The organism is Shewanella sp. KX20019 (genome assembly GCF_016757755.1).
Lineage (GTDB): Bacteria > Pseudomonadota > Gammaproteobacteria > Enterobacterales > Shewanellaceae > Shewanella.
This window is the reverse complement of the sequence record NZ_CP068437.1, coordinates 1,856,442-1,881,406: the sequence shown is the minus strand read 5'-3', so window position 1 is coordinate 1,881,406 and position 24,965 is coordinate 1,856,442. Positions and strand designations below refer to the sequence as shown.

Annotated in this window: 18 protein-coding genes and 6 pseudogenes; 1 reads left to right on the top strand and 23 read right to left on the bottom strand. The window is 36.7% G+C overall.

Annotated features, from left to right (window positions below):
• Nucleotides 1–13: 13 nt before the first annotated feature.
• The 22 genes and pseudogenes from JK628_RS23295 to rfaH form a co-directional block, all read right to left on the bottom strand.
• Nucleotides 14–256, bottom strand: a pseudogene (locus tag JK628_RS23295) (hypothetical protein); the annotation flags it as partial.
• Between the two features lie 60 nt (nucleotides 257–316).
• A pseudogene (locus JK628_RS08250) lies at nucleotides 317–1,231 on the bottom strand (IS5 family transposase).
• A 65-nt stretch (nucleotides 1,232–1,296) separates the two neighbouring features.
• A complete protein-coding gene (locus JK628_RS08245; protein WP_202289030.1) occupies nucleotides 1,297–1,836 on the bottom strand; it encodes a group II intron maturase-specific domain-containing protein in 540 nt (179 codons plus the stop codon).
• A 103-nt stretch (nucleotides 1,837–1,939) separates the two neighbouring features.
• On the bottom strand, nucleotides 1,940–2,197 hold the full coding sequence (locus JK628_RS23560) for a hypothetical protein (RefSeq protein ID WP_443020009.1): 258 nt from the start codon (nucleotides 2,195–2,197) through the stop codon (nucleotides 1,940–1,942).
• Nucleotides 2,188–2,556 carry a hypothetical protein gene (locus JK628_RS08235; protein ID WP_202289029.1) on the bottom strand — a complete coding sequence of 123 codons (369 nt, stop codon included), beginning with the start codon at nucleotides 2,554–2,556 and terminating at the stop codon, nucleotides 2,188–2,190. Before JK628_RS08235 ends, JK628_RS23560 begins: the two co-directional genes overlap by 10 nt.
• Before the next feature lie 195 nt (nucleotides 2,557–2,751).
• Nucleotides 2,752–3,849 carry a polysaccharide pyruvyl transferase family protein gene (locus JK628_RS08230; RefSeq protein WP_202289028.1) on the bottom strand — a complete coding sequence of 366 codons (1,098 nt, stop codon included), beginning with the start codon at nucleotides 3,847–3,849 and terminating at the stop codon, nucleotides 2,752–2,754.
• A 70-nt stretch (nucleotides 3,850–3,919) separates the two neighbouring features.
• Nucleotides 3,920–4,150 (bottom strand): annotated as a pseudogene (locus JK628_RS08225) (ISAs1 family transposase); the annotation flags it as partial.
• A 21-nt stretch (nucleotides 4,151–4,171) separates the two neighbouring features.
• Nucleotides 4,172–5,293 (bottom strand): ISAs1 family transposase, encoded by a 1,122-nt coding sequence (locus JK628_RS08220; RefSeq protein ID WP_202289027.1) that lies wholly within the window; start codon nucleotides 5,291–5,293, stop codon nucleotides 4,172–4,174.
• A 101-nt stretch (nucleotides 5,294–5,394) separates the two neighbouring features.
• Nucleotides 5,395–5,681: pseudogene (locus JK628_RS23290) on the bottom strand (transposase family protein); the annotation flags it as partial.
• 448 nt (nucleotides 5,682–6,129) lie between these two features.
• Nucleotides 6,130–6,246: pseudogene (locus JK628_RS23285) on the bottom strand (ISAs1 family transposase); the annotation flags it as partial.
• Between the two features lie 400 nt (nucleotides 6,247–6,646).
• Nucleotides 6,647–7,849 carry a glycosyltransferase family 4 protein gene (locus JK628_RS08215; protein ID WP_202289026.1) on the bottom strand — a complete coding sequence of 401 codons (1,203 nt, stop codon included), beginning with the start codon at nucleotides 7,847–7,849 and terminating at the stop codon, nucleotides 6,647–6,649.
• A gap of 322 nt (nucleotides 7,850–8,171) precedes the next feature.
• Nucleotides 8,172–8,348 (bottom strand): transposase family protein, encoded by a 177-nt coding sequence (locus JK628_RS08210; protein WP_202289025.1) that lies wholly within the window; start codon nucleotides 8,346–8,348, stop codon nucleotides 8,172–8,174.
• A 103-nt stretch (nucleotides 8,349–8,451) separates the two neighbouring features.
• On the bottom strand, nucleotides 8,452–8,583 hold the full coding sequence (locus JK628_RS08205; protein ID WP_272931650.1) for a polysaccharide biosynthesis protein: 132 nt from the start codon (nucleotides 8,581–8,583) through the stop codon (nucleotides 8,452–8,454).
• Nucleotides 8,559–10,070, bottom strand: coding sequence for a lipid II flippase MurJ (locus JK628_RS23555; RefSeq protein WP_443019993.1), 1,512 nt, complete (start codon nucleotides 10,068–10,070; stop codon nucleotides 8,559–8,561). Before JK628_RS23555 ends, JK628_RS08205 begins: the two co-directional genes overlap by 25 nt.
• On the bottom strand, nucleotides 10,070–11,164 hold the full coding sequence (locus tag JK628_RS08195) for a hypothetical protein (RefSeq protein ID WP_202289023.1): 1,095 nt from the start codon (nucleotides 11,162–11,164) through the stop codon (nucleotides 10,070–10,072). The genes JK628_RS23555 and JK628_RS08195 overlap by 1 nt, the downstream gene beginning before the upstream one ends.
• Nucleotides 11,151–12,353 carry a hypothetical protein gene (locus tag JK628_RS08190; protein WP_202289022.1) on the bottom strand — a complete coding sequence of 401 codons (1,203 nt, stop codon included), beginning with the start codon at nucleotides 12,351–12,353 and terminating at the stop codon, nucleotides 11,151–11,153. The genes JK628_RS08195 and JK628_RS08190 overlap by 14 nt, the downstream gene beginning before the upstream one ends.
• Nucleotides 12,346–13,473, bottom strand: coding sequence for a hypothetical protein (locus JK628_RS08185; RefSeq protein WP_202289021.1), 1,128 nt, complete (start codon nucleotides 13,471–13,473; stop codon nucleotides 12,346–12,348). Before JK628_RS08185 ends, JK628_RS08190 begins: the two co-directional genes overlap by 8 nt.
• 1,290 nt (nucleotides 13,474–14,763) lie before the next feature.
• Complete coding sequence (locus tag JK628_RS08180) at nucleotides 14,764–14,988, bottom strand: hypothetical protein (RefSeq protein ID WP_202289020.1); 225 nt, start codon at nucleotides 14,986–14,988, stop codon at nucleotides 14,764–14,766.
• A gap of 825 nt (nucleotides 14,989–15,813) precedes the next feature.
• Complete coding sequence (locus JK628_RS08175; RefSeq protein ID WP_202289019.1) at nucleotides 15,814–16,776, bottom strand: Wzz/FepE/Etk N-terminal domain-containing protein; 963 nt, start codon at nucleotides 16,774–16,776, stop codon at nucleotides 15,814–15,816.
• Between the two features lie 186 nt (nucleotides 16,777–16,962).
• Nucleotides 16,963–17,339, bottom strand: a pseudogene (locus JK628_RS08170) (four helix bundle protein).
• A gap of 318 nt (nucleotides 17,340–17,657) precedes the next feature.
• Complete coding sequence (locus JK628_RS08165; RefSeq protein WP_202289018.1) at nucleotides 17,658–20,423, bottom strand: SLBB domain-containing protein; 2,766 nt, start codon at nucleotides 20,421–20,423, stop codon at nucleotides 17,658–17,660.
• Nucleotides 20,424–21,700: 1,277 nt separating this feature from the next.
• Complete coding sequence (rfaH, locus tag JK628_RS08160; RefSeq protein ID WP_202289017.1) at nucleotides 21,701–22,219, bottom strand: transcription/translation regulatory transformer protein RfaH; 519 nt, start codon at nucleotides 22,217–22,219, stop codon at nucleotides 21,701–21,703.
• 429 nt (nucleotides 22,220–22,648) lie between these two features.
• Between rfaH and JK628_RS08155 the strand changes: the two genes are divergently transcribed.
• On the top strand, nucleotides 22,649–24,154 hold the full coding sequence (locus JK628_RS08155) for a peptide MFS transporter (RefSeq protein WP_202289016.1): 1,506 nt from the start codon (nucleotides 22,649–22,651) through the stop codon (nucleotides 24,152–24,154).
• Nucleotides 24,155–24,498: 344 nt separating this feature from the next.
• Here the strand turns inward: JK628_RS08155 and JK628_RS08150 are convergent, their stop codons facing one another.
• Nucleotides 24,499–24,852, bottom strand: a complete 354-nt coding sequence (locus JK628_RS08150; protein ID WP_202289015.1) for a four helix bundle protein — start codon at nucleotides 24,850–24,852, stop codon at nucleotides 24,499–24,501.
• Nucleotides 24,853–24,965: the final 113 nt, after the last annotated feature.

Below are 24,965 nucleotides of genomic sequence, written 5' to 3'. Positions count from 1 at the left end.
TGGGTGTTTTTTGTTACCATAAATCTTGATAGCTCAATACAGGGCTAGTATACGAAGCCTCGCATCCTGTAAGGCTCCGTGAGAGGTATTCATTATTTCTGTCAGCCTTTATTTGTTTTCTTTTTAATCCTGCTGTGAAGGGTTTATCGGTATTGATTAAGTTTAAACCAATATGCCTCACTAGCGCTAAATTTTCTCCACTTTCACTACGTCGGATCCTGCACTTATCTTCGTTCATACCGAGGAGAGTATACCATCGAGGCGTTGTTGATCAAATCAGAGCCCTAGACGCAGCTACCCCAAGGATTCTACCTAGCTAGGCAACTTGTTTCCTAATTGGCATACCTAGCCCTATGACTTTGTTCATCGCTTTTACGCCCGCTAAAGCTTCGCCTACCTGAGCGTTGTAATCTCGAAGGCTAAGTTTAGGACTAATCAACTGCTTATATCGATACATCGCTGTCTCAGAGAGCGACCTTACGTGGTAATCATTATCCTGTTTCCATTCGGCTAATTGATTAGCTTTGAGCGCTTTAACGGCTTCATTTCTCGGGTGCCCCTCCTCCCAATACCCTGCATTACTTCTAGGTGGAATAGTGGGCTTACGACCCTTTCGTTTGAGTAGCTGATGGTGCCTTTGTGTCATAGGCACCATCAGCTGAGGCTTGAGCGATACGTCTTCTCAACGGGTTGAGCAATGTAGGTAACACTTCATTATCGGCAACGTTAACCAGAGTGACTTCAGCTGACACAATCTCATGCGTATTACTATCAACTGCCAGGTGTAGCTTACGCCAGGTGCGCGCTTTTCTTTGCCGTGCTTACGGGTTTTCCATTCACCTTCACCGTAAACTTTGAGACCTGTTGAATCAATAACAACATGTGACACAGGACCATGACTCTTTGCCCGATACTTGATTTCAACAGTCTTAGCTCGCTTACTGAAACAGCTGTAACTCGGGGAGGTCAGTGGTACATCCATAAGCTGGAATATAGAGTTGGTAAAGCCTTCTAGTGCTCGCAGAGACAAGTTAAATACGCCTTTAACAACCAGTGCTGTTTCAATAGCAACATCGGAGTAAATATACCCTCGGCCACGACGACCATGGTGTTCAGTACATCGCCTAGACTTAATCGCTTGCTCATCAATCCAGAACGTCAGAGAGCCACGATTGACGAGTGCTTTGTTGTACTGAGACCAATTGGTTATTTTATGTTTAGACTTTCCCATCTTGCTGCTTTCTCATAACTACCTTGGGAGATCAGATCACGCTAACGGCAAAAGGTTCATTCGATTTAGGAAACAAGGCCTACCATCGACCCTTTCATTCTCACTTTCCAATGGGCAAATAAGTCACTATGAGTGTCGGCAATATTTTCCATACATTTACCTGCTCTCGTTTTGCGTCGTTGAAGTTTCTTATACTTATGTCTTGCCCACCAAATCAATGCTTTATTGATTTGACGAAAGACTTTGTAAAACTCCGAGCGACAGAAATGACCATAATAATTAATCCAACCATTTATCATTGGGTTAACCCATTTAGCTATTTCTTCAAGACTTAAATCAGTTCGTTTTCGGATAGCTAACATTCTGAATTTTTTTATCATTCCTTTTTGAGCACTTCTGCTCACTGCGGGTGTAAAACTGACAAAGATACTATCTCTGACTCGATTACGACAAAGACGAGGTCGGAATGTATACCCTAAAAAGTCAAAACTTATATGCTCATGCTTTTCATTTCGAGAACCATCTTTGCAATATACAATTTTAGTTTTCGTTGGATGCAATTCAAGCCCACAAACTTCAAATCTTTCTTTTAACTGACTTAGCATCTGTTGATGCTTCATCTTCACTATATCAGTGCACAAGCCCATTATCTGATTATCTGATTATCGACAGCATTTCACGTTTGAATGGTTTTTCTGCATTCATTTATCAAAGATAAAATGCAAGAATAAATTTGCTAACACAGGGCTGATAGCACCACCTTGTGGTGTCCCCTATGTTCGCTCCATTTTCCTTAACCATTGGTGCTTTTAACCAACGATCTATATACAACAGCAACCATTTACATTGCGTATGTTTACAAACAGCCTTCATGAGAAGGTCATGTGAAATATTGTCAAATAAACCTTTTATATCAAATGCTAAAGCCCAATTTTTATACCAACAACGTTGTCTTGTTATCCGTATCGCATCAATGGCAGATTTGTTTGGCCTATAACCATACGAATCATTGAGAAACTTTGGTTCAACAAATGCTCAAAAGATAATTTTGTTACCATTTGGACTATACGGTCTTGAATCGTCGATATACCAAGGCTCCTTTCTCCGCCTGATTTCTTAGATATCGCAACTGCTTTTACTGCCGGTGGAAAGTAACTACCAGTCGACATTCGATTCCATATTTTGTAAAGGTTATTCTTTAAGTCTTTTTCAAAAGCCAACATTGTTTGTTTATCGATGCCTGCTGTGCTTTTATTAGCTTTCACTAATTGATAGGCGTGAACAACCTGCCATTTATCAATAATAAACCGATGTACATTCGTCACAATATCTCCTCCTGATTACAACACAGTTGGATATATCCTGTTTTTATCTAAATCATAAAAAGAGGTGAGTACTGTAAATTTATGTTCTTTTTCCAAGAGAGAGGTCAGGTTAACTAAGCATCTAACTGAACCTCCAGTTTTTAAGCAGGGAAAAATGACTTAATACTAATACTTTAACAGAAGCCTAAATACATCTTATTTTAATAGTGTTTTAGATAGTACGTTTAAAGATTCCAGCCTAAGATTATTCAATTCCTTAGTAACTTCACTATAATTTTGAATTGAAGTAAAAGAAACATCGGAAACATCGGAAACGTCGGAATTTAATAGCCGATTCCCTAAGTCAAATTTATTTAATATAGTTGATATCCTTGTGTTCGTTTTCGCTCTTCCAGGCAAGAACTGCACATAAAAATCTTTCTTAAAAACAATAGAAAATGCAATCCCATGAAAAGAATTTGTGACAATGTATTCTGCGTAATAAAAAAGAGAAATCCAATCAGTGACCTTAACCTTAGACAGGGTTATTACACCATTTCTTTTGAATAACCTGTCAGATATATAAATTACTTCAAGTCCTTTCTCTTTAGCGATCGATTTTGCTATAGAAAGTGTATTTTTTGATTCTGCAATCATATAGACTAATACATATTTCCTATTTTTATACTCATCCACTATTAATTCTTGCCAATCCTGCTCACCAAGAAGTAATGTAGGGTCGAGAACTACAGGTTCTTCTTTGCCAGTGAAACTCTTGTAAATGGATGCACCTGACTCTTCTCGCAGACTAACATTTGAAAAATCTTTAAACAATTCCGTGTAGTCTTTGTCAAATTTCGTATCAATACTATCAACACCAAAACTTGCAGCATATGCGCATTTTTTTGTTTGATTGGAAAAATCCAAGAAATATGTTGTATCAAAGGCAGAGCAAAATGGACTCCATACTTGGTCACTACCTGTGAGTAAAATATCATATTCATCATCTATACTTTTTATACTTTCTTTAGAGTAACTTACGCTAGTTATCGGTAAGTACTGCTCTACAAAACGTTCAAAATTAACGCCGTTGTATTTAACATTACCATTGTAAACCAATATTGATAATAGCATTTTAATTTTTGGTAAATTAAATAAGCTATACTCCTTGTATTGCTCCTTAAAAAATTCACATTGATAATCTACTACTTCTACCTGATAGCCTAATTTCTTGATAGCTTTGGTTAAAGCATAACATTGCAAGACTCCACCATAATTGTGCGCTCTATGATACGTTAATAAACCGATTTTCATTCTCTCTCCTCTTTAGCATAACGAGTGTAATTATACTATTTCAATTAAATTTGTGATCTTGTTGTACGTAGGAAATTAGACATCCTTTCACATCAAGGAGTTCAAGTAATTCTGGAATGGCTTTCATCTCATTATTTTGAACATGTACTTTTAACTGCCCAATGCTCATACCATTACGAGTAGCGAAAGCGTTAACCATATGGATAGCAACTTTACCATTCGATTTATTATATGAGCCTCGCGCTGTTTTGCCATCTATAGCAATAACTTCACCTTCGGTTAAAGTATGGCAACTTTGCATCCGGGGCAACCGCATGAGTGCTTATTTTTCAACCTCCGCACTCAAGCCTGCAATTAAAACGCTTTCAACCATCACTGGATTCATTAAACACCGCTTCTGTTTACCGACAATACTCAGTTTGGTTGGCTCTGAACGCAACATATTCAACGCCATATGACGTAAACAAGCTAAGTTTTCTGCACCGTTATCTTTATAAACCTGGCAAGCATCCTCATTCATACTGACATCGAGCACCCAATGCATTGACTCGATACCCCAATGTTCACGTACTGCAGACGCGGCCTGCTTAGCGCTCAATTCCTTTGAACTGATGTAGTAACGATACTCAAGTCCAACGGACTTACCCTGTTTGTATCGAAAGCTTTCTATCATGATGATACTTTTTAAGTTCTTCCACCGCGTAAAGTTGCCATCAAGCTCTTGCGCATTTAACACGGTGCATTGTCGAGACTCAATTCGACCATGTCTTTTTTCAAAATCTATCTTACCCAATACGGCTAAGCGTGGTAGTTTAAAGGATTTTTCAATGGCTTGTCGCAACTTGCCTTGATTGTTTTTAACCGCGAGTAAATAGTCACCACCTTGAGCTACAATCGTCTTAGCTATCTTTGTCTGGCAAGCCATAGCGTCAATTGTGACTAAAGCTCCGCGTAAATCGAGCATCTTAAGCAGTTCTGGAATAGCAGTGATTTCATTGCCTTTCTGAGCCGTTTTAACCTGACCAAGCACGAGTTTGTTTAATGAAGCGTAGGCACTTATCATGTGAATGGTACTTAACCTGTCTTCGCGGTTATACGAACCACGAAGTGTTTTCCCATCAATAGCGATCACTTGACCTTCTGTCAGAGCATGAATCGATTGCATCCAGGCTAAAAAGCATTGTTGGAATTGCTCTGGTTCAATCCTCGAGAGAATACGAGCAATAGTGTCATCAGCTGGAATATCGTTTACAAACATGCCATTGCTTTTAAACCATTGATGGTGGCCTAAGATATACTCTCTAATATCAAACCAACCTTTAGCGCCCGCAATAACGGCGCGAAGGGAACCGAATAAGACCTCAAAGAGAGTGTAAGTTACTTTAGCACTTTGGCGTTGGTCAGAGATTGGTTGGAAATGGCCTTTGAAGCTCTCGATATGCAAGAGTACTCTCTTTCAAAAGGGAGTATAAGATCACAGGTAGCTTTGAGCGTCAAATCAATCTATTCAATTGGTTAAAATACGTTCACGATCTTGCCCTGACTTTGCATCCAACTAATAAAGCATCTTTGTGGTGCTTTAGGGCTTATTAACCCCATAACCCGTGCTATTGTGCATGCATCTGGAATACCTAATGAAAATATGCCATACCGTTTAAGAAAGTCAATTCAGGCATGGCAAAAATCTTCAATACCACTCCAGCCATCTTGACCTGAATTTAAAGCAAAAATAGTTAAAAGAATGATATCTGAAAGCTTGTGCTGAACTTTTTCTTTTTTCGATAGTCTGTTATTTCTGAAAAGTGTTTGAATGGATTATTTACTGATGTCATGCGAGTATCCTTGAATAGAAACTCATTTAAGCACAGCGAAAACGATCTACAACTCGATCCTTAATTTGCTAAAAACTGAAAAAAATCAAGTGAATACAGCCCTTATATATTAGGACATTTCATGCTATTTCCTGACCTATTAGGAATGAGTGCAACGACGTATTGAGATATTTTAACAAGTACAAGTAAGCAAAAACTTATTGGTATAAGTATAAGATCACATCCAAATTAGATCCTCAAACCGATCTTTTTTTATTTCTAAATCCTATGAAATTACTTATCACTAATATTTGAATAGCCTATTAAATAGGGCTTCTTCATGATCTTTCCCTGATTACTATATGATGCAGGGCTCTTCCATACCCTTTATTACTTTGACTGAAAATATTTTCTGACACTGAATCTAGATGATGAACATTGAATATTTTATTCTATTTGATTTAGTAAATAATCGACCTTGATTTCCTTTTACTTCTAAAAGGTAGTCACCACCTTTATCTACTATTTTTTTCGCAATCTTAGTTTTGCAACGGATCGCATTAATTGTGATTAACCGCCCCCTAATATAGGGTGAATCTACAAAATCTATTCACGACTGGTTTTCGATACTTGCGGGCTTATCGCCGTAAATCAACTGAATGTTGATGCGACTTGTCGGGAAGATCGGTCTTTCTTACCACTTCGCTTCAATTCTCGATAAATGGTTGAGCGATGGCATTTAACTATTTTGGCAATTTATGATACTGAAATTCCCCGTTCCAAAAGGGTAGAAATCTGATATATTCTCCCCTCAGTCAACTGCTGATAATTCATGATAGTACTGCTTGTTCTTTGGCGAGAAGAGCGTACCACCTTCGACAGTTGGCTCCCTCTTCTACAGCTTCCCATGAGTTTCGCAGTTATTATCTGAAGTCGGGTATATCAATAAGAGATATGAAATACACAATATTTTCTATAAATTAAATCTACAGCGCACGTATCACCGATCGATAATATGACTCCCAAGTGTAATCATTTGCCATCTTTAAACTATTTCTTTTTATTTTATCCATTTTTTCTGAATCTCTAACAATGACGTCTATTAGTGACGTAAGACTAGTGTAATCAGAAATTGAGAAGCGATATCCATTTACATCACTTTTTACTAATTCAGCCGCTCCTACAGAGTTAGAACAAAATATTACGAGGCCTCTTGACATAGCTTCTAAAACTACAAGCCCAAACCCATCAGATAGTGATGGCATTATTAGTATATCGCAAACATCTAAAATTTTATTTACTTGATCTTTTGGCTTATGCCCTAGTAGTTCAATATTTTCACTTAATTCTTCCTCACTTAAGGAACAGGATTCAATATCGCCTAATGCCATGAAATTGATATTTTCATTTTTATTATTACTAGCTAACTCATTAAAAATATGAAAACCTTTACGATTAGTTAATCTACCAATAAAAATAATATTGATAGTTTCTTGAGTTACTTTAATACCTGAACGTACATTATCAATCCCATAAACACATTTAAACACCATATTATCTTCAATATTATCATCTACACTTTTTAAAGATTGACTGGTAAAACTAGATGCTACAAGATATTTATTACTGTTCTTTATTTCTTGATCACCTATATAAGACAAATAATTATCTGTACTGTTAACATTAAATTCATCTATGTCTTCCTTATATTTTTTCATCATAAAGGAATACGCGGGTGCAGACATATCTAGTATAATTTCCAAATTATAATTTTTTTTCTTTAATTCTTTCATCAAGAAATAGTAATATTGATCGAATACAATAACTTTTTTAATATTATTACTTATTAAATATTTCGCAAGTTTTTTTGCGTAGACTTTATTTATATAGCGCTTTAAAGCATTGCATACTAGTTGATTCTTATCTACTCGTTGCAAAAACAATAGAAATAAGCCTAAAATTTCACAGTACTGTATAACGTTAATATCTTTTATTTTAGGGTTACAACGAGATGAGCTTCTCTTTTTATTGTCACCTTTCAATATGAGTGATGATAATATATTTGTAATACCACCTTTCTTATTATAAACAGTAGTTATGTATTTATATTCTACATTCATATCTTCCATCGCACAAGCTAATGCATATGAATGTTGTTGGGCTGGATGTGAAATAACGACTTCAGTCATTTAAGTAGCCTTAGTTAATCTAGGAGTTAATCTAGGAGTTAATATTAAACAACAATTATTCGCTCTTATACGTATAATTGTCGTAGCCATAGGTATAATAGCTAGATGCTGTCTTTATCTACTGCGTTTAGAATAACGCCTTTAGTTTCAACACCCGCCTGTTCTAGGCGGTCGCTTGCCACTTCAGGGAAAAATCAAGAAAGGTCGCGCCCTATGAAGACTTTCTCAGCATAACTTGTATTTCTATTGGCTTTTTTAAGCTTTCTTTTCATACTCGCTTGAAAAGTCGTTTCGTGATTGAGCAAAATAATGACTGTGTGCCTTACCATAGCAAGGTTTTCATCCGAGTTTTCTCGTCTACTTCAATAAATGCAGTGTCCAATTCCCATCCATCACAACCTGCAATTATTGCTGTTATAGCAAGAAACAATATATCAGGTAAAAAGTGAACAACTTTCCAGTTTTGACGATGATCAGTGATGATTGAATTATGGGACATTAAAGTTAACCCATTAATTTTATTACCTTTAGCCTAAAGATAAGCATAAGATCATAGGAAAAACTAGGGCGAAATCATGAAAATTATAACGTTATCAATCCCTTTAAAAGTGGGGATGTTCATCACGTGAAAATATGCGAATTTCAGCAATGTCGGTATCTAAAAAACGATCTAGAACAGCACTCCCAGAAGAACCTGTACCTCCAGTTATTAATAAAACTTTTGATTTAAACATAATAATGGCCTGAAAAAATTAAAATATAATAATAGTAAAAAATAAACACTTAAAATGAACGAACTAAGTATAAACAGCATGGTTGTTGTCAACAACATATTCAAAAAGCTAAAAAACACAAACGATAAACATACAAAAACAACAATTAAAAACAGCCTGTATAGGAAAAACTTTGTGAAAATCGTACAATTAGATTTAACAAAAAAGAACACAATTAAAAACAAACACAAACACAGGTTGGCAATTAAAGTGGAATAAATTATTCCATAAAAAGAAAATTTAGAAACAAGCATGTAATTAAAAAAGATATTTATTAAACTACATATGATTATAAATACGGTTGGTACATAAGTATTTTTAAAAGAGTAGTATATCTTAATAAGCAAAAGACGCAATGCTGATAAGACCAATCCTAGAGAAAAGTATTTAACGCACTCAGATGTAATATAAACATTATCGGAGTTAAACTTACCAAAACCAAAAAGAAGTTCAACAATGTAAAGCGAATTAAAATATACATAAATAGATAAGGGCAATGACAAAAGTATTATTTTATAAAAAGACTCAATTATTAGATTATTATATTCTTCATTGGTATGAAAATTATTTTTGTATACTACGTTTTCATTTATTGACGAAAACATTGGGAAAAGTACAGTTATAATCGGAATGATACACAAGGACATTACTAACAAATTTATCTTAATAGACATATTTAATGAAGATAAAATCCCTGCATCTAGAGTAGAAGCTAACGACTGATCAAATACTTTGGAAACAGTTGTAAATACACCCGCAAAGATTAAAGGTAACATTAAATGGATCAGGTTTTTAAATTTATTATCAAAATCAAAATTCAATTTGATTTTAGTGAAAAATGACTTCATAACATTAAACTGAATGATCAATTGTATAAGTGGCGATAACACAAAAGGAATTACAAGAATAATAAAACCAAAATCCTCAACAAAATAAATCAACAATATTGACAAAACAGGTAAGAAAATCTCTGAGATAGAAGTTTCAAAAAATTTAGACTGCGATTGTAAAAAACCACGAAAAAGAGCAACACAAACTACCAATATTAAAGATGGGAAAAGAATATCAAGGAATTTCAATGTTAGTGAAATTTGCTCGGCAGTAAAACCTGGAACTATATAATTAAAGATATTAACCTGTGAAGTTGTAACGTAATACGCAAAGACAGAAAAAGACGAAAATAAAATTAAAGCAGTAAATACAGCATTAAACAATTTAACATCAATATTACCTGTTTTCTTATCTGAAAAAACCGGAACAATGGTTGCGTTTATACACTGTATAAGTAATATAGAAATTAAAATGTAGAATGATGTTGCAAAAAAATACACGTCTGTATCTTTCGTAAAACCAAATTCAGACGCAAATATAATATCCCGAAACAAAACAATAAACTTTGTAATGAAAGCAATTATTATTAGATAAGTAGTTGGGCCAAATGATCTCATTAAATATTTAACAACTTTATGTATTGTGAAGCTTCAATACCATTATCACTTGTATGTAATACATGGCAACGTAAGGATTTTCTCACCTGAATATTAACAAAATCCCTAAACTCTGCTTTTATTAGCTTAACATTATCGTAGCAAACATGACCAACTGGGTAGGACTCCGCAATACTTGAATTCATAGTATCATCTTTAACAACATAAACATATGCAGGATACCCCCCCCAATTACTATTCAAGCTTAAACACCCCCAATCACCACCACGGCTGATATTATAAAATTCTAATGACGTATTATAATCGAGAAGATGTGAAGATTTAACGCTCAGATTATATTTAGAAAATAATTTAAGTAATTTATTTTTATAATAATCATTATTTATAACTTCTCTTAAAATGAAAACAGTTAAACCGGAGTTATGATAATCAGAAGTATTTAACATTTCAGGTAAAAAATGACTCAAAATTTCATTTTTGGGTACTCGGCGGAAATAAACATCAACAGGGGGCGTAAACTTATGTTCTTTGAGAATAGAATGAATACCTTCAATTGTAAAATCATCATAAGTATAATTGAGATCATTTAATTGAGACAATTTAAAAAGATAATTTTTAAAATTATGTTTTGATGAGTGAGTTTCATGGAAGGAAGAAGAAAGGCCTGAATTCTTCCCTTTGTGAAACAAGGCATGATAACACAATGATAAAAAATGATAATAATCATTTGGAACCATAAAACCAGAAGAGTGCCTAACTTTACTCTGTAAAATTTTATTTGCTAAATGGGGTGGGTAATATGAAATATATTTGTCCATATTTGTAACTGAATAAATATCAAATTTAATGAAAGACAATAATTTTGGCCTACCTCTTTTACACATTTTTTTTAAACGTTTATAACTTTCATCAGAAACTAAAATGTCAACATCTTCATCAATGGATATATAGGGATAAGCGTCAAACCATCTAAGAACAACATAATCTATATTATTAAGATCTAAGTACTTATAGAAATCTTCAAAAGAATCTTTATCGATACCATAAGAGAATTTAGAATCAATTTTTTTTAATACACGTTTAACAATTAACATTTTTATTATACCACTTTAGAAAAGCTATTGATGGTTCTATATTAGATTCTTGGTAACTTAAAACATTATTATTAAATCTAAGTTTTATTAAGAACACATAAAACAATACAAAATAATTAACAGACAAATGATTTTTTGTATTAAAATCATTCAATAAATCAAGGTTTTCCTTAATGAATTCTATTGTCTCATCGAAACTATAATTACACGTACTAAAATATGTTGCTAAATCCCATGTTTTCAATCCGGTACAGTATGAATTGAAATCAAAAACCTTTATAGAGTCAGAATTAATGTTTAAATTTTTCCAATGAAAATCATTATGAACAAAATCAAAGTGTTTATCCTCAATTGATTTGTATAATTTGTTCTCTATAAAAATATGATTAATATAAAGATAATCATCAACACTTAATACTGTCTTCAACTCTTCAACTATCATCTTACTAAAAAACTTATATCTCACTCCGTATGAATAAGGCTTTTTATAAAATTCACCAGCATTAATTATGATATCTGTAGATAACAATTCAGACTCAATATTATTATATAATTCTAATACCTTGGGTACTTCACCTTTATTTAAGAAACCATTCTTCGGTAAGCTATCAAAAAACATTATATTTACATCATATTTCTCTAAATTCAAACTGAATAAAACATTGACAATATAACTACTTCCAATAGCTTTTACACTTTTATAAAAAGCTACTTCTTTTTTATTTTGATTATTAAGAGAAATCTTTCCAAAATAAGATTTCCCATCACAATTCAATAAAATAGAGCCCAAATTTTCATTACCAATAACTGATTTGTAACTTAGATCAAATGTTCCTTTTTCCATTAAACCATTATCTATAATATGATTTTCTACGTAACCTAGAAAACAAGTTAGTTCACATATTTTTTTTTCAAAATATCGAACAGAAAAATAATTTGATAACACATCGTCATCGTAATCATTTACAGTTACCGAAATAATTCTTAGGAAATGGAGATTATCGATTCCTTTATTTTTGAGAATATAAGCTTGTTTTAAAACATCATTTTCATTTCTACATATTTTTTTATTTATGAAGTCCCTAAAATCTTTATTAAAAATTTTATTAAATTGATAATACAAAGTGGATAGCAGATCATCAGGTTTTAATGAAAGCAGGTATATAATTTTATTAATGATTTTATACATTTACAGCTCTTATGTTTCGGTGACTAAATATAATCGAAAACCAAAAAATAACGAAAACATTATAGTATGAAGGTATGAATAATAACATACTACTCCATGATAGCATAACGAAAAGGATAAAAGAAAATTTAAAAACAGATAGATTAAATCCATCATTTATAACTAATATACCAGCTCTATAAATAGCTATCAGCAAAGTCAAATACAATACAATGCCAAACAACCCTAGTCTATAATGAATTTCAAAAAAATCATTATGGACTTGATTGGTCAATAAAATATCTTTTGAACTATTTATAATTCCATGCCCAAAAAACGTATCAAAGAAATTAAAATAATATGCCTTATTTATGTAACTAAACAGTAAATGGAATCTTGCATCGTCAGCTAAATCCAAGTTAGTTATACGACTACTTGATGTGGAGGAAAAATCGAATGTTAAAAAAAATGGGATGATCAAAGCAATAGGAAGTAAAAAACTTAAAACATTTTTTAAATTTAATTTTAAATTTAAATTTAAATTTTTAACAATTAAGAAAAAGATAGATATTAATGACAAAATAATTACAGTTCTTTTTCCCGAGATCAAACCATTAAAACCAATAAATACCAGTAAGAAAAGAGATATATACATATATCTTTTAGATAACAGCAATATAAATGGTATTAACGATATTTGATAATAAATTGTATTAACAAATAAACCATTACTCATTCCCACATAAAGCTTGAGATAAGCAAAACAAGTGGCATATAACAATAAAAAGAAACATTGAATTTTAGTTATAAAATCTAATTCATTAATATTTATTTCTTTAATCAAACCGTAAATGACGATCATAAACAATAAGTTGAAAATTTCTAAATATGTGGCACTTGATGACTTATACAAATATACATTTATTAAAGCGTAAAAAAAAACAACTAAATTTATTAAAAAAAAACTTTGTACGTACTGATATTTTTTAATATCTTTAAGGCCGAAAACATATAAAATAAATATAGCAAAAAATAGGAACAGCCTTTCTTTAGTAAAATCAACAGGTATACCAGATAGCTTTGGTATTAATAATATGAAATTAATATTAATAATAAAAATAAATATTATTCTAGTAATCAATTATTTTCTCCGTAAAGTGTCAACCCAGAGTTCCCGCATGAGTTGCAAAGTTGTTAAAACACCTAAGAAACAAATAAAACTCTCTCTCGGAATTCTGTATTGAACGCGCATTTCAATTGTCTACATTTAGGGCCGCGCCCTATAAAGACTTTGTCGACATAACTTGTATTTCCATTAGCTGTTTTAAGCTTTCTTTTCAGACTTGCTTTGAAAGTCTTTTCGTTCTTGAGTAAATTAATGGCTGTGTACCTTACCATAGCAAGGTCTTCATCCGAATTTTATCGCCTAATTCGACAAGCATCTTCATTAAATGCCGTTTCCAATTTCCAGTACTGCTCAACTTCTATACTCCAATGTGCTCTTGCTGCATAAGCAAACTTTTCAGCACTTAACTTTGCAGATGAAATATAAAAGCGAAATGAGCAGGTTTCCTCTTTCTTGCATTCTTTTCTAAAAGAAATTGAATAACCAATGCTTTTAAGCTTAGGTCATTCAAATAGAATGTCTCCCAACACGCTTAAATCATGTATTACCATGTGGTGCCGAGTTTCTTCTCTTCCATGCCCATCCCTTTTTGAGCACATCTGCTCACTGCGGGTGTATAACTGACAAAGATACTATCTCTGACTCGATTACAACAAAGTCGAGATCGGAATGTATACCCTAAAAAGTCAAAACTTATATGCTCATGCTTTTCTTTTCGAGAACCATCTTTGCAATATACAATTTTAGTTTTCGTTGGATACAATTCAAGCCCACAAACTTCAAATCTTTCTTATAACTGACTTAGCATCTGTTGATGCTTCATCTTCACTATTACAGTGCACAAGCCCATTATCTGAATATCGGCACCATTTCACGTTTGAATGGTTTTTCTGCATTCATTTATCAAAGACATAATGCAAGAATAAATTTGCTAATACAGGGCTGATAGCACCACCTTGTGGTGTCCCCTATGTTCGCTCAATTTTCTCCCCATTTTCCTTACCCATTGGTGTCTTTAAACAACGCTCTATATACAACAGCAACCATTTACATTGCGTATGTTTACGAACAGCCTTCATGAGAAGTTCATGTGAAATATTGTCAAATAACCTTTTATATCAAATTCTAAAACCCACTTTTGATACCAACAAGGTTGTCTTGTTATCCGTATCGCATCAATGGTAGATTTGTTTGGCCTATAACCATACGAATCATTAAGAAATGTTGGTACAACCAATGGCTCAAAAGATAATTTAACTACTATTTGGCTATACGGTCTTGAGTCGTCGGTATACAGAGGATCCTTTATCCGCCTGATTTCTTAGGTATCGCAACTACTTTTACTGCCGGTGGAAAGTAACTACCAGACGACATTCGATTCCAAATTTTGTAAAGGTTATTCTTTAAGTCTTTTTCAAAAGACAACATTGTTTGTTTATCAATGCCTGCTGTGCCTTTATTTGCTTTCACTAATTGATAGGCTTGAACAACCTGCCATTTATCAATCATAAACCGATGTGTATTCGTCACAATATCTCCTCCTGATTACAACACAGTTGGATATTATTTGAATACTGTTTAACACGACTCCTTTGCTCCACATTCATTACAAACGCTTCTTCACTACTATGAGTTCTTCCGTCCCAGTGCTAGACATTGGTACTCTCATACTTATCATTTTGATGATTTGTATTTCTCCCTTAACATTCTAACGACTGGTTCCCACAGTTCCTAAGAAAAGCCTGAAATGAGATCACGCCCACTTTACACCGGACACCACTTACACAGCCTTCGGAGCAACTTGTAAATTTATCACTAGTCTTAGACGCTACTAGCTTTTGATGTTGAGTCTTTGGATAACGATGCGTCATCATGGGTTCGATAACTCGTCTTCTCATTCCTCACCTGGTTACTTTAATATATCCGTTTCTTAAACGCTCATCACGAACACTCTTAAAGTTCGCAACTTGAAGTGGTTTGAAGCCAGTTTCCGACAACAGTCTTCGGTGGGCCATACCACCATCTTCTCTTATGCTTCGCCATAATTATTTTCACATATCCTTATGCGACAAAACTATGTGCCTGTGGCACACCATCCAATTTCCAGTGTAACTTTACTTCAATGGACCAATGCTCTCTTGCTGCGTGTGCAAGTTCTTCTGCACTTAGCGTCGCAGAAGTTATATAATATCAATTAAAAACTCAGTCTTTAAAACCCCAATGAGACACTTTTCATCCATTTTGAGACAGTCGAACTATCGCTATCCCTTGTAAAGCCTCGGTTTCACTGTTTTTCTTTAAACAGTCCCAATAAGCTGCAAAAAGAAGGATCTAAGTTATAGATCCTAGATTATGCTAATCTTCTTTTTTAACAAAATGTCTGATTAGTACAATCATTATCGAAAGCATGCCACCTAGCATTGTTCCTAATACACAAATTAGAGCGCGTTTCGGCCCTGCTTTTTCTTCTGGGATTAATGCTGGATCGATTGTTTTAAATACATATTCATCTCTAACTTCTGCGAACATAATTGTTTTTGCTTGCTCTTCGATAAGCTTATAAAGAATTGAACGAATATCTGCGACGTTAGTTAGTGCAATTTGCTTATTCAAAAACTCACTACTGCGATTTGCTTCAGTAACGTCTCGTTTTTTCATGACTTTGTTAATATCTTCTACTAACCAAGTCACCCACTGCTGTGCAATAACTGGCGATAAATGCTCAACAGATACCGTAACCATGCCACTATCTTTAGCTGAGTTAACCGAAATGACTTTAGCGAACTCTTTATATGCCTCTTGCATTGAAGGTTCTGGTTTAAAGGGCGCTTTAACTCCACGAACCCATGATTTTTTACTGACATCATATAATTCATCATCGTATGCTAGGCTATTGTCTTGCATGTTCCATTTTTCAGCAGCCATTAAGTCCGGAAGAATATTATGCTTTTGGATAAATTGACTAGTAAATTGACGAGACTTCATTACCTCTATCGCCATTTGAGTTTTATCAACTCCACCACCGCCACCAAGGTTAATACCCGCCATACTGGCAAGGCCGCCAAATTGACCCGCTAATGCACTTAATCCACCACCTTGCTCCTCACTTGCTGGAGCTAATAAAGCCTCAGACTTATAGGTATTAGGTTGCGAGAGTGCGAATATGACTGAACCTATGGCAAACACTGCAGTTATGGCAATGATTAGCCATTTGCCTTGCCAAATTACGGAAAACAGTTCGCGGAGGTCGATTTCGTCTTCTGACGAAGTCGATGCAAACTGTTGATCTTGTGTGTATCTATTCATTTCATTGGACATTTAAAAGTATTTCTCTGTATTCGGGGGCTAGAGTCTAGGACGCTTCGCGGCTAGAGCGCTTTGCTTCTAGATCGCTGCGCTGCTATAAAGTCAAAAGAAACAGCAGAAATCTGCTAAGGTTTGTGGCGCTAGAGCGCTACGCTGCTATAAAAATGGAAAGCAATAGTCGCTATCCGTTCAATTAAATTAATCAGTTTTGTAATCAGCGTTATCTTCTTTAATCTGTGATTCCTTGTTTTTAATTAGAGAACCTAGGATTTTCGCCAGCTCTTTGGCTTCTTTTACCATTTCCAGTGAGGATTGCTTACTCAGGTAACCGATTTCAATTCCGATGTATAGCTGAGTAACTAGCTCCCCAAGTGAGCCTTTTGCATAGTACAGAAAACGAATTTTCTCTTTGTTTGTTTCACGTTCTTCACCTTCAGCGATGTTTGAAGGAACTGATAACCCTGAACGTGTTATTTGATCTTTGAATCCCCAGTTACTTATTAATTCAGTGGCTTTATATATTTCGCAAGAAGCCGAGAGGCTCTTTTCCAAACATCCAGTTGTTCGAATCTCATTTGAGTGACTCATTTCAGTAGTCAGAGCAGAGCGCTGCGCTTCTAGGACGTGACACAGTCACGGCGAGAGCGTCGCAAGCTCCTTCTAGATTCTATAAAATCAATAGCAGAGCAAAGCGAACGACTTATCCTTACCTTAGCTTTTGGCTTTTGGCTTTTGGCTTTTGGCTTTTGGCTTTTGGCTTTTGGCTTTTGGCTTTTGCAGTTATAGCAGGACGTAGTCCGCTCTAGCAGCGTAGCGTTCTAGAGTCATCTTAGCTTCACCGTTCTAGTAGCGAAGCGATCTAGCCGTGAGCTTGCGAGCGTCCTAGCCTTCTTTTAAAGATTTGCGACTGTGGCGAATGCGACTGCTGTGTTGTATATGATGCTGGTGACTTGCGTCCAGAGCGTTAAGCTGTCTTTGTATTCAGTATCAAGTGGCACGATGATGGTGTCACCTGGTTGTAGGCTAGATTCACTGCTAAACCACATTGACTGATTTGGTAACATTACTGAGCCATCCGCTTTAATGATGTAGGTTCTGTCATCATCCGCACGCTCTCTGGCGCCGCCAGACATTGCTAGATATTGGTCAACTGTCTGGCCCTCTTTAAATCTATGGGTTGCTGCATGTTGAACTTCACCCATAACTGCGATGGTTTGTTTGGTCGATGGGATATACAGTACATCTTTATCCTCTAACTGGAGATCTGCCTGAGATATACCGATAGAGATAGCAGAAAGGTCGACCACTAGACGGCCAACGGCTTGAATTGTTTCTAGATCCGTTAGCATCAACTGAGCATCGCTGTAATTTACAACGTTACCGTCTTTCGATACTCCACGAGTGGCAATATCACGACGCAGTTGATCGGCAAGCTTCTTAATCTCTAACTGCTCTTGCTGGCGCACAGATTCACGTACAAAAACTGTAGAGGGTAAATAAGCGTAGTCAGTAAAGCCACCTGCGCGAGTAAGTACATCACCTAGGGTTTCACCGCGACGAATGTTATAAGTGCCTGGGAATTTAACTTCACCGCGAATTTCAACTGACTTATTTTCTTGCCAATCAGGCGTTGTCATCACTGTTAATATGTCGCGACCTTTTAGTAACACGTTCTGAGACGCATCACCTTGCAACGCTAAATCTAATGCAATATTTTTATGGCTGATTGATGAACCATCGACTGTAGTAAAGGTACTCGTTAGCTCTGCGCGTGCTGTATAAGCACCCTCTTCTAGGCCGCCCGCTGCCGTCACCAAATCACTTATTTTTGAATCTAATGCTAGAGGGTAAATTCCTGGGTTATTGACCTTACCATTTACTGCAATCGCTTGAACCCCCGCTCCTTGGCGACCTTGGTTGTTCAACTTCATGATTACTGGATATAGAAGTTCGCCTCGATTCATTACACTACTAAGCTTGATTAGATCTCTATCTTCAAACAAGTTAACCAACATCTTGTTGACTTCACCCTTGATTGCCGCGTTTTCGTTATCTTCAGCTTTGCTATTAATTGCGATGCCACCCAACTCTGAGCGATCGGCAAACTTCTGTTGGCTCAGTTGAGAGAATCCCGCTTTAAAAAGGTCATTGCCAATTAACGAGTCACCGGCAAGTGAACGAACCTTCTTGACACGCTCTTTGACTAATTTGTTGAGTTCATATCGATTTTGCGCCATATCGCTAAAATTAAAGAAGATAATTTTATCGCGTGGATTTAGCTGTAGATTTTGCGATGCTACTTTAGCGTTTATCGCTTGTGATGGTGAGAACTGGTAGACCTCGATATCACCCTGTTTATTTGTTTCACGTACTATAATTGCGTATTCTAAATCGGCTGCAACGGTTAAATCGCCCCAGATCGAAGGTATCAGGTCACTTAACTTCTGACCTTTATACCATTGGTATTTTCCGGGTCTAACAACAGCACCTACCACGGTAAGCGCATCTTCATATTGTGAAGCGGCACTTTTAACCCGAATAACATCGCCCGATAGCGCTTTAGTTGCTTTACCGGCAGTAGAAGTAAGGTCAACGTTCACGATAGTTCTGAGGCTGTTTTTATTAAAACGCTCTACACTGCTGCGTTTAGGATAGGCGCCAGGCTTAACACCCGCGGCCATTTCAATCACCTGCGCCATGGTTTCGTGCTTTTTAAGCTCATAGATAGCAGGACGTCTAACTTCACCGGTAACACTAACTAAACCGCCAACCGATGGAATGAATACCACATCACCTGAACGAAGGCGGATATCGCCAGATGCGTCACCGCGAAGTAGCAAATCATATAGATCCATACTGCCAATGAGCTTACCTGCTCGTTTGACCTGAATATTACGCAGCGAGCCAATCTCGTTGACACCACCAGAAACAAACAGGGCTTGAGTTATGGTTGAAAGACTTGAAACTGTATATGAGCCAGGTTTGTAGGCATCACCGGCTACAAATATACGAATGGAGCGTAATTCGCCCATGGTGATATTCGATTGAATACCAATCATCTGTTTTTTAATTCGTTGCGATAACGATTTTCGTAACTCGCCAAAAGTAAGCCCTGTGACGGTCATTGGACCCAGTTCAGGAAACTGAATCACACCTTCTCGGTTGATAACTAGGTCATACTCTTTGTTTTCTTTACCGTACAGCTGAACTTTAACGTTATCGCCTGGACCGACGAGGTATTCGCTCGGTACTGGCACATCAGAAACCGGTGCAAACGTGGTTGGCTCCCCGGCAAACAGGTCATAACCAAATCGCTTTAGTTCCGTTTTAGCTGCTTCGTCTTCGAAGGTTAGCTCTCTATTTTCTTCATCGTTACTATTGGAGAAGTTGCCAGCCTGATTTGCATTACCATTTTGGTTGTATTCACCTCGAGGGTTAACAACCTGAGGATTTTGCAATTGCTGCTGCGAGCCATTGCTGCCTCCCAACATCGAAGGATCGATGCCATATTGCTTCGCTAAACGTTGTTGCTCTGATGCTGGCAAGTTTTTAAACTGCTCAATCATTTGAGGAGATGGCGTAATAGCACTAGCCTGCCCTGACAGTAATATCAGCGCCGACATGCCAGCAATGATGAGTTTTTTAGTCTTATTAAGCACCAGTTATCTCCGAAAAAAGTTAAAAGCAGGTAAAAAGCCGGGTTAGAGCTGAGACGAATGGCCTACGGCCTTACGGTACGTGACCTCGTCACTACGGAACGCTTCGCTTACAGTAAAGCAAAGACGGTAAAATCTTAGAAGAACAGTCTGCGGTCTACGGCACACTTCGATTACGGTAAAGCAAAGACGGTAAAATCTTAGACGAACAGTCTGCGGCCTACGGCATGTGACTTCGTCACTACGGAACACTTCGCTTACTGTTAGAACTAGAAAAGAGCAAAGCGACGGCATAAATGCCGACCTACTTTAAAAGAAGGTTCTAGGTTCTAGGTTCTAGGTTCTAGCAGAGCATAAAATTAACATCAAAGGCCAAATAGTATTTTCTGTTGATTTCCTAGTAGGACGTAGTCCGTCCTAGCAGTGAGCTGGCGAACGTCCTGATACCTAGCTTTCAAAAGGTTCTAGCAAGGCATAAAATCAACATCAAAAGTAGGTTGGGCTTTAGCCCATCAATCCATTGCAATTAACCATGCTAACCGACGGCATGAATGCCGACCTACTTTAAAAAGAAGGTCCTGGTACCTAGTACTTTATCAGCTTTCAGACACGCTACCGCCCATGGATTACGGCTTCCAAAGTGCCCATCCGCAAAGCGGACATCTCAATTTATCTAACTAAAGGTCGAGCCTTTAAGCCAATTTAGTAACAACCAATATAGAAATTAGGATTGGTTGTTACTAAAAAAACTCACCTGTCGTTGCTGTAGTCCCTATGACCTAGTAACCGCAACGCTAACTCCTTCAGGTAAAGTTTACCCGCAGGCCCATCTTCTTTCGCCAATAACCTGTTTCAAGTCGCGCAAGATTATACATCAATGAGCAAATTTGAGCAGTAACTCTAAGAGATACAATTTACTAAGTGTTCAATCTTTATCCGCTGAAGCCACAAAATCAGCAAATACTAAAAACCAAAATGTAGCTTGATGATTATTGGTTCATTAAAGATAACGACATAATAATTATAAATAAGCTAAACATGGTGTAATAAACCCAATAAAAGAACTAACTGAACAGATCTCGCTAAAAAGAGTTACTCTTCATATTGTTCGCTATGTTGCAACAGCACTAGCAACCATAGTTAAATTTTCTACTCTGGATAACTGTGGCTATGGCGAATCTCTTACAAGAAAAATCGTTTTTAACGTACTTTAAAATAACTAGTACTAAAAACATGCTTTAAAAAGCTATATCCGCGACTCACTTATGCAGAGTTTAGGCTTACTTTTTATCCAATCGTGAAATGGCAGATTTATCTACTGCAACACGCTGCTGTTTACCCATCAATTCAAATAATACAAAACAACGCTTTTCACCATTAGACTCATCAAATACGCCTTCAAGTTCTGCAAAGGGGCCTTCGGTAAAGCATACGTTTTCACCTTGCACCATTTCAGGTTGGGCGACCGATTCAGGCATCAGTTGAGACATTAGCTTATGCTCGCGCATTTTTATCCGGTGGATAACACTTTCATCGATAGCTGTCATTAATTCCTTACAGCCAACAATGCGGATAACACCTCGAGTGCTATGAATACGGGCAACACTCGTCACTTCTGGATCAAAATATACAAATAGGTAGCTCGGAAAGAGCGAAACGCGGCGAACCGTTACTTGTCCCTTTTGTAACTTTTTTTCTGGAAAGGTTGGCAGATAAGTTTCAATGCCTTGAAGTGCTAGGTTCTGTTGCGCTCGGGCTTCGCCACGAGGTTTGCAATAAAGTAAATACCAAGCCTTCATTCTCTATCTCTTATCAATTGTAAAAATGGTGATGTCCCTTCACGGAGTCGAATACTAGCAAAAGTTCTAATTAAATTGAAAGTAAATTTCATGTTACGGGCTAATAAAAAGCTTGTATGTGTGACGCAGCGTCGAAGTCACTCTAGGCTGTGCTTAATTAGCCAGCAGTCGCTCCCTTAAAATTGACTTAATACCCCTTAAAAGGGTATATAAGGTGGGCTTTATCGCATTTGACGCTATTTTTAGCTTCAAATAATAAAAATTAGAATATAAGCCAGTAACAGCGCGATCGAATCTGTTACATATACCCACTGTGCATAACGTTGCAGTAGATATATACGACACATCAGATCGGGCTAATTTATGCAAAACTACTTCTGTGATGTTTATTAACTCACAGGCAATCACAAGCTGAAGGTGGAAGAACAAATGAGCGGAGTAAAACCCCAGGGGACGATGCTTGGGCATCCGAAGGGATTGTTCCTGTTGTTTACAACAGAATTATGGGAACGATTTAGTTATTACGCGATGCGTGCAATTTTAGTACTTTATCTAGTTGATAAAGTACAAGGTGAAGGTGGTCATGGTTTAGGTTGGACCAGTGCCGATGCTCTTTCACTTTACGGTACATTTACTGGTTTAGTCTATTTCACTCCGCTGATTGGTGGTTGGTTAGCAGATAATGTCCTTGGGCAACGTAAAGCTATCTACATTGGTGGCGCCTTAATGGCCATTGGTCAGTTCACCCTCGCCTTCCCACATAGTTGGATCCCTGGTTCTGAAACCATGGCATTCTATATCGGCCTAGGCACATTGATTATTGGTAACGGTCTATTCAAGCCAAATATCTCTACCATGGTTGGTGACCTATATGAAGAAGGCGATCACCGTCGTGACGGTGCATTCACTATCTTCTATATGGGGATCAACGTGGGTGCAGCACTAGCTGGTTTTGTTGTAGCTTGGGCTTATACTTCTTTTGGTCAAACAGTTTTATTTGAAGGCCAAGAAGTCTTCATTAACAACTGGCAGGCTGGTTTCTTCTGTGCTGGTGTTGGTATGGTTTTTTCTCTGATCATCCAGTACATATTTGCTCAAAAACTGCTTGGCGATATCGGTCGCTACCCGGCAGCTAAAGTTGATAAAGAAAATGCAGCAGCTAGCGGTATTGTTCGTAAAGAACCACTAACTAAGATTGAGCGAGATCGCATCAAGGTCATCATGGTTATGGGTCTGTTCACCATCATTTTCTGGGCTGGTTTCGAGCAAGCCGGTGGACTACTGAACTTATTTACAAATGAGTTTACCGACCGTTCTATTGGTGGTTTTGAAGTACCAACGACTTGGTTCCAATCTCTTAACGCCATCTTCATCGTTATTTTTGCCCCGGTTATTGCGTCTATCTGGATCCGTCTCGGTAAGAACGAACCCAACTCTCCAGTTAAATTTGCACTAGGTCTTTTCCTACTTGCGATTGGTTTCCTCTTTATGATGGGTGCCGTAATGGAAATGGACGGCAGCGCCAACGTTAAGTCAAGCATGTGGTGGTTAGTAGGTGCATACTTCTTCCATACCATGGGTGAGCTATGTTTATCTCCTATCGGTTTGTCTATGGTGACTAAGCTTGCTCCACTGCGTATTGCTTCGTTACTCATGGGTGCATGGTTCCTATTTATCGCAGCAGCGAATAAGATTGGTGGTGTGGTTGGTTCATTTATCGGTCACGATGGTACTAAAGAGGAGCAATTGGCTAATGCCATGGGGATCTTCGCAGGTATCGCAATCACTGCTACTGTTTCTGGCATCATCCTCTACTTTATGGCTGACAAGCTTGTAGATTGGATGCACGGCGCAGAAGGCCATGCTGAAACTGAAGAAGAAGTGCTTGAGCAAGAAATTGCAGTTACAGCAGAGCATGAAGGAATAAAGCAGTAAAGTCGGTTCTAGGTTCTAGGTTCTAGGTTCTAGGTTCTAGGTTCTAGGTTCTAGGTTCTAGGTTCTAGGTTCTAGGTTCTAGGTTCTAGGTTCTAGGTTCTAGGTTCTAGGTTCTAGGTTCTAGGTTCTAGGTTCTAGCAAAGCATAAAATCAACATCAAAAACCAAGTGGTGTTTGCTGTTGATTTCCTAGCAGGACGGAGTCCGTCCTAACAGTGAGCTGGCGAATTCCCTAGTACCTAGGAGCTTATCTACTTTCAGATAGGCTCTGCAACGAAATGAAAATGCCTCGTAGTAATACGAGGCATTTTCATATAAAAAAGAAATAAATTATAGCTCTGTTGATTAGTTGCCTTTTCGTATCCTGATTAATGCAGCGAGCATTGAAGATAGCTGTTTTGTTTCATCAATGAGTGCTAAAGCACTTTTCTTATGCACTAAGTCGACTTCAATGGCTATGTACAGTTGGGTAACAAGTTCACCAGCGGAGCCTTTTGAGTAATATAGAAAGCGAGCCGATTCCTTCGCTGATTGCCTTTCCTCTCCCTCTGCTATGTTAGATGGGATTGACAGTGCAGCTCTTGTCACTTGATCTTTAAAGCCATAATCTTTACAGTTTTTAAATAATTTATAAATATTACAAGTTAATCTAGACGCCCTCTTCCAAACATCTAGCTTCTCATACGCAAAGCTTTTCATTCATTCATCCTTGAACAATAAAAACAGATAGTGACTATAGTATTGATCTGGCACTACCGTATTGATAGTGGCTATCAGGCTAAATACAGCTTTCCTAAGGAGTAACAAAATTA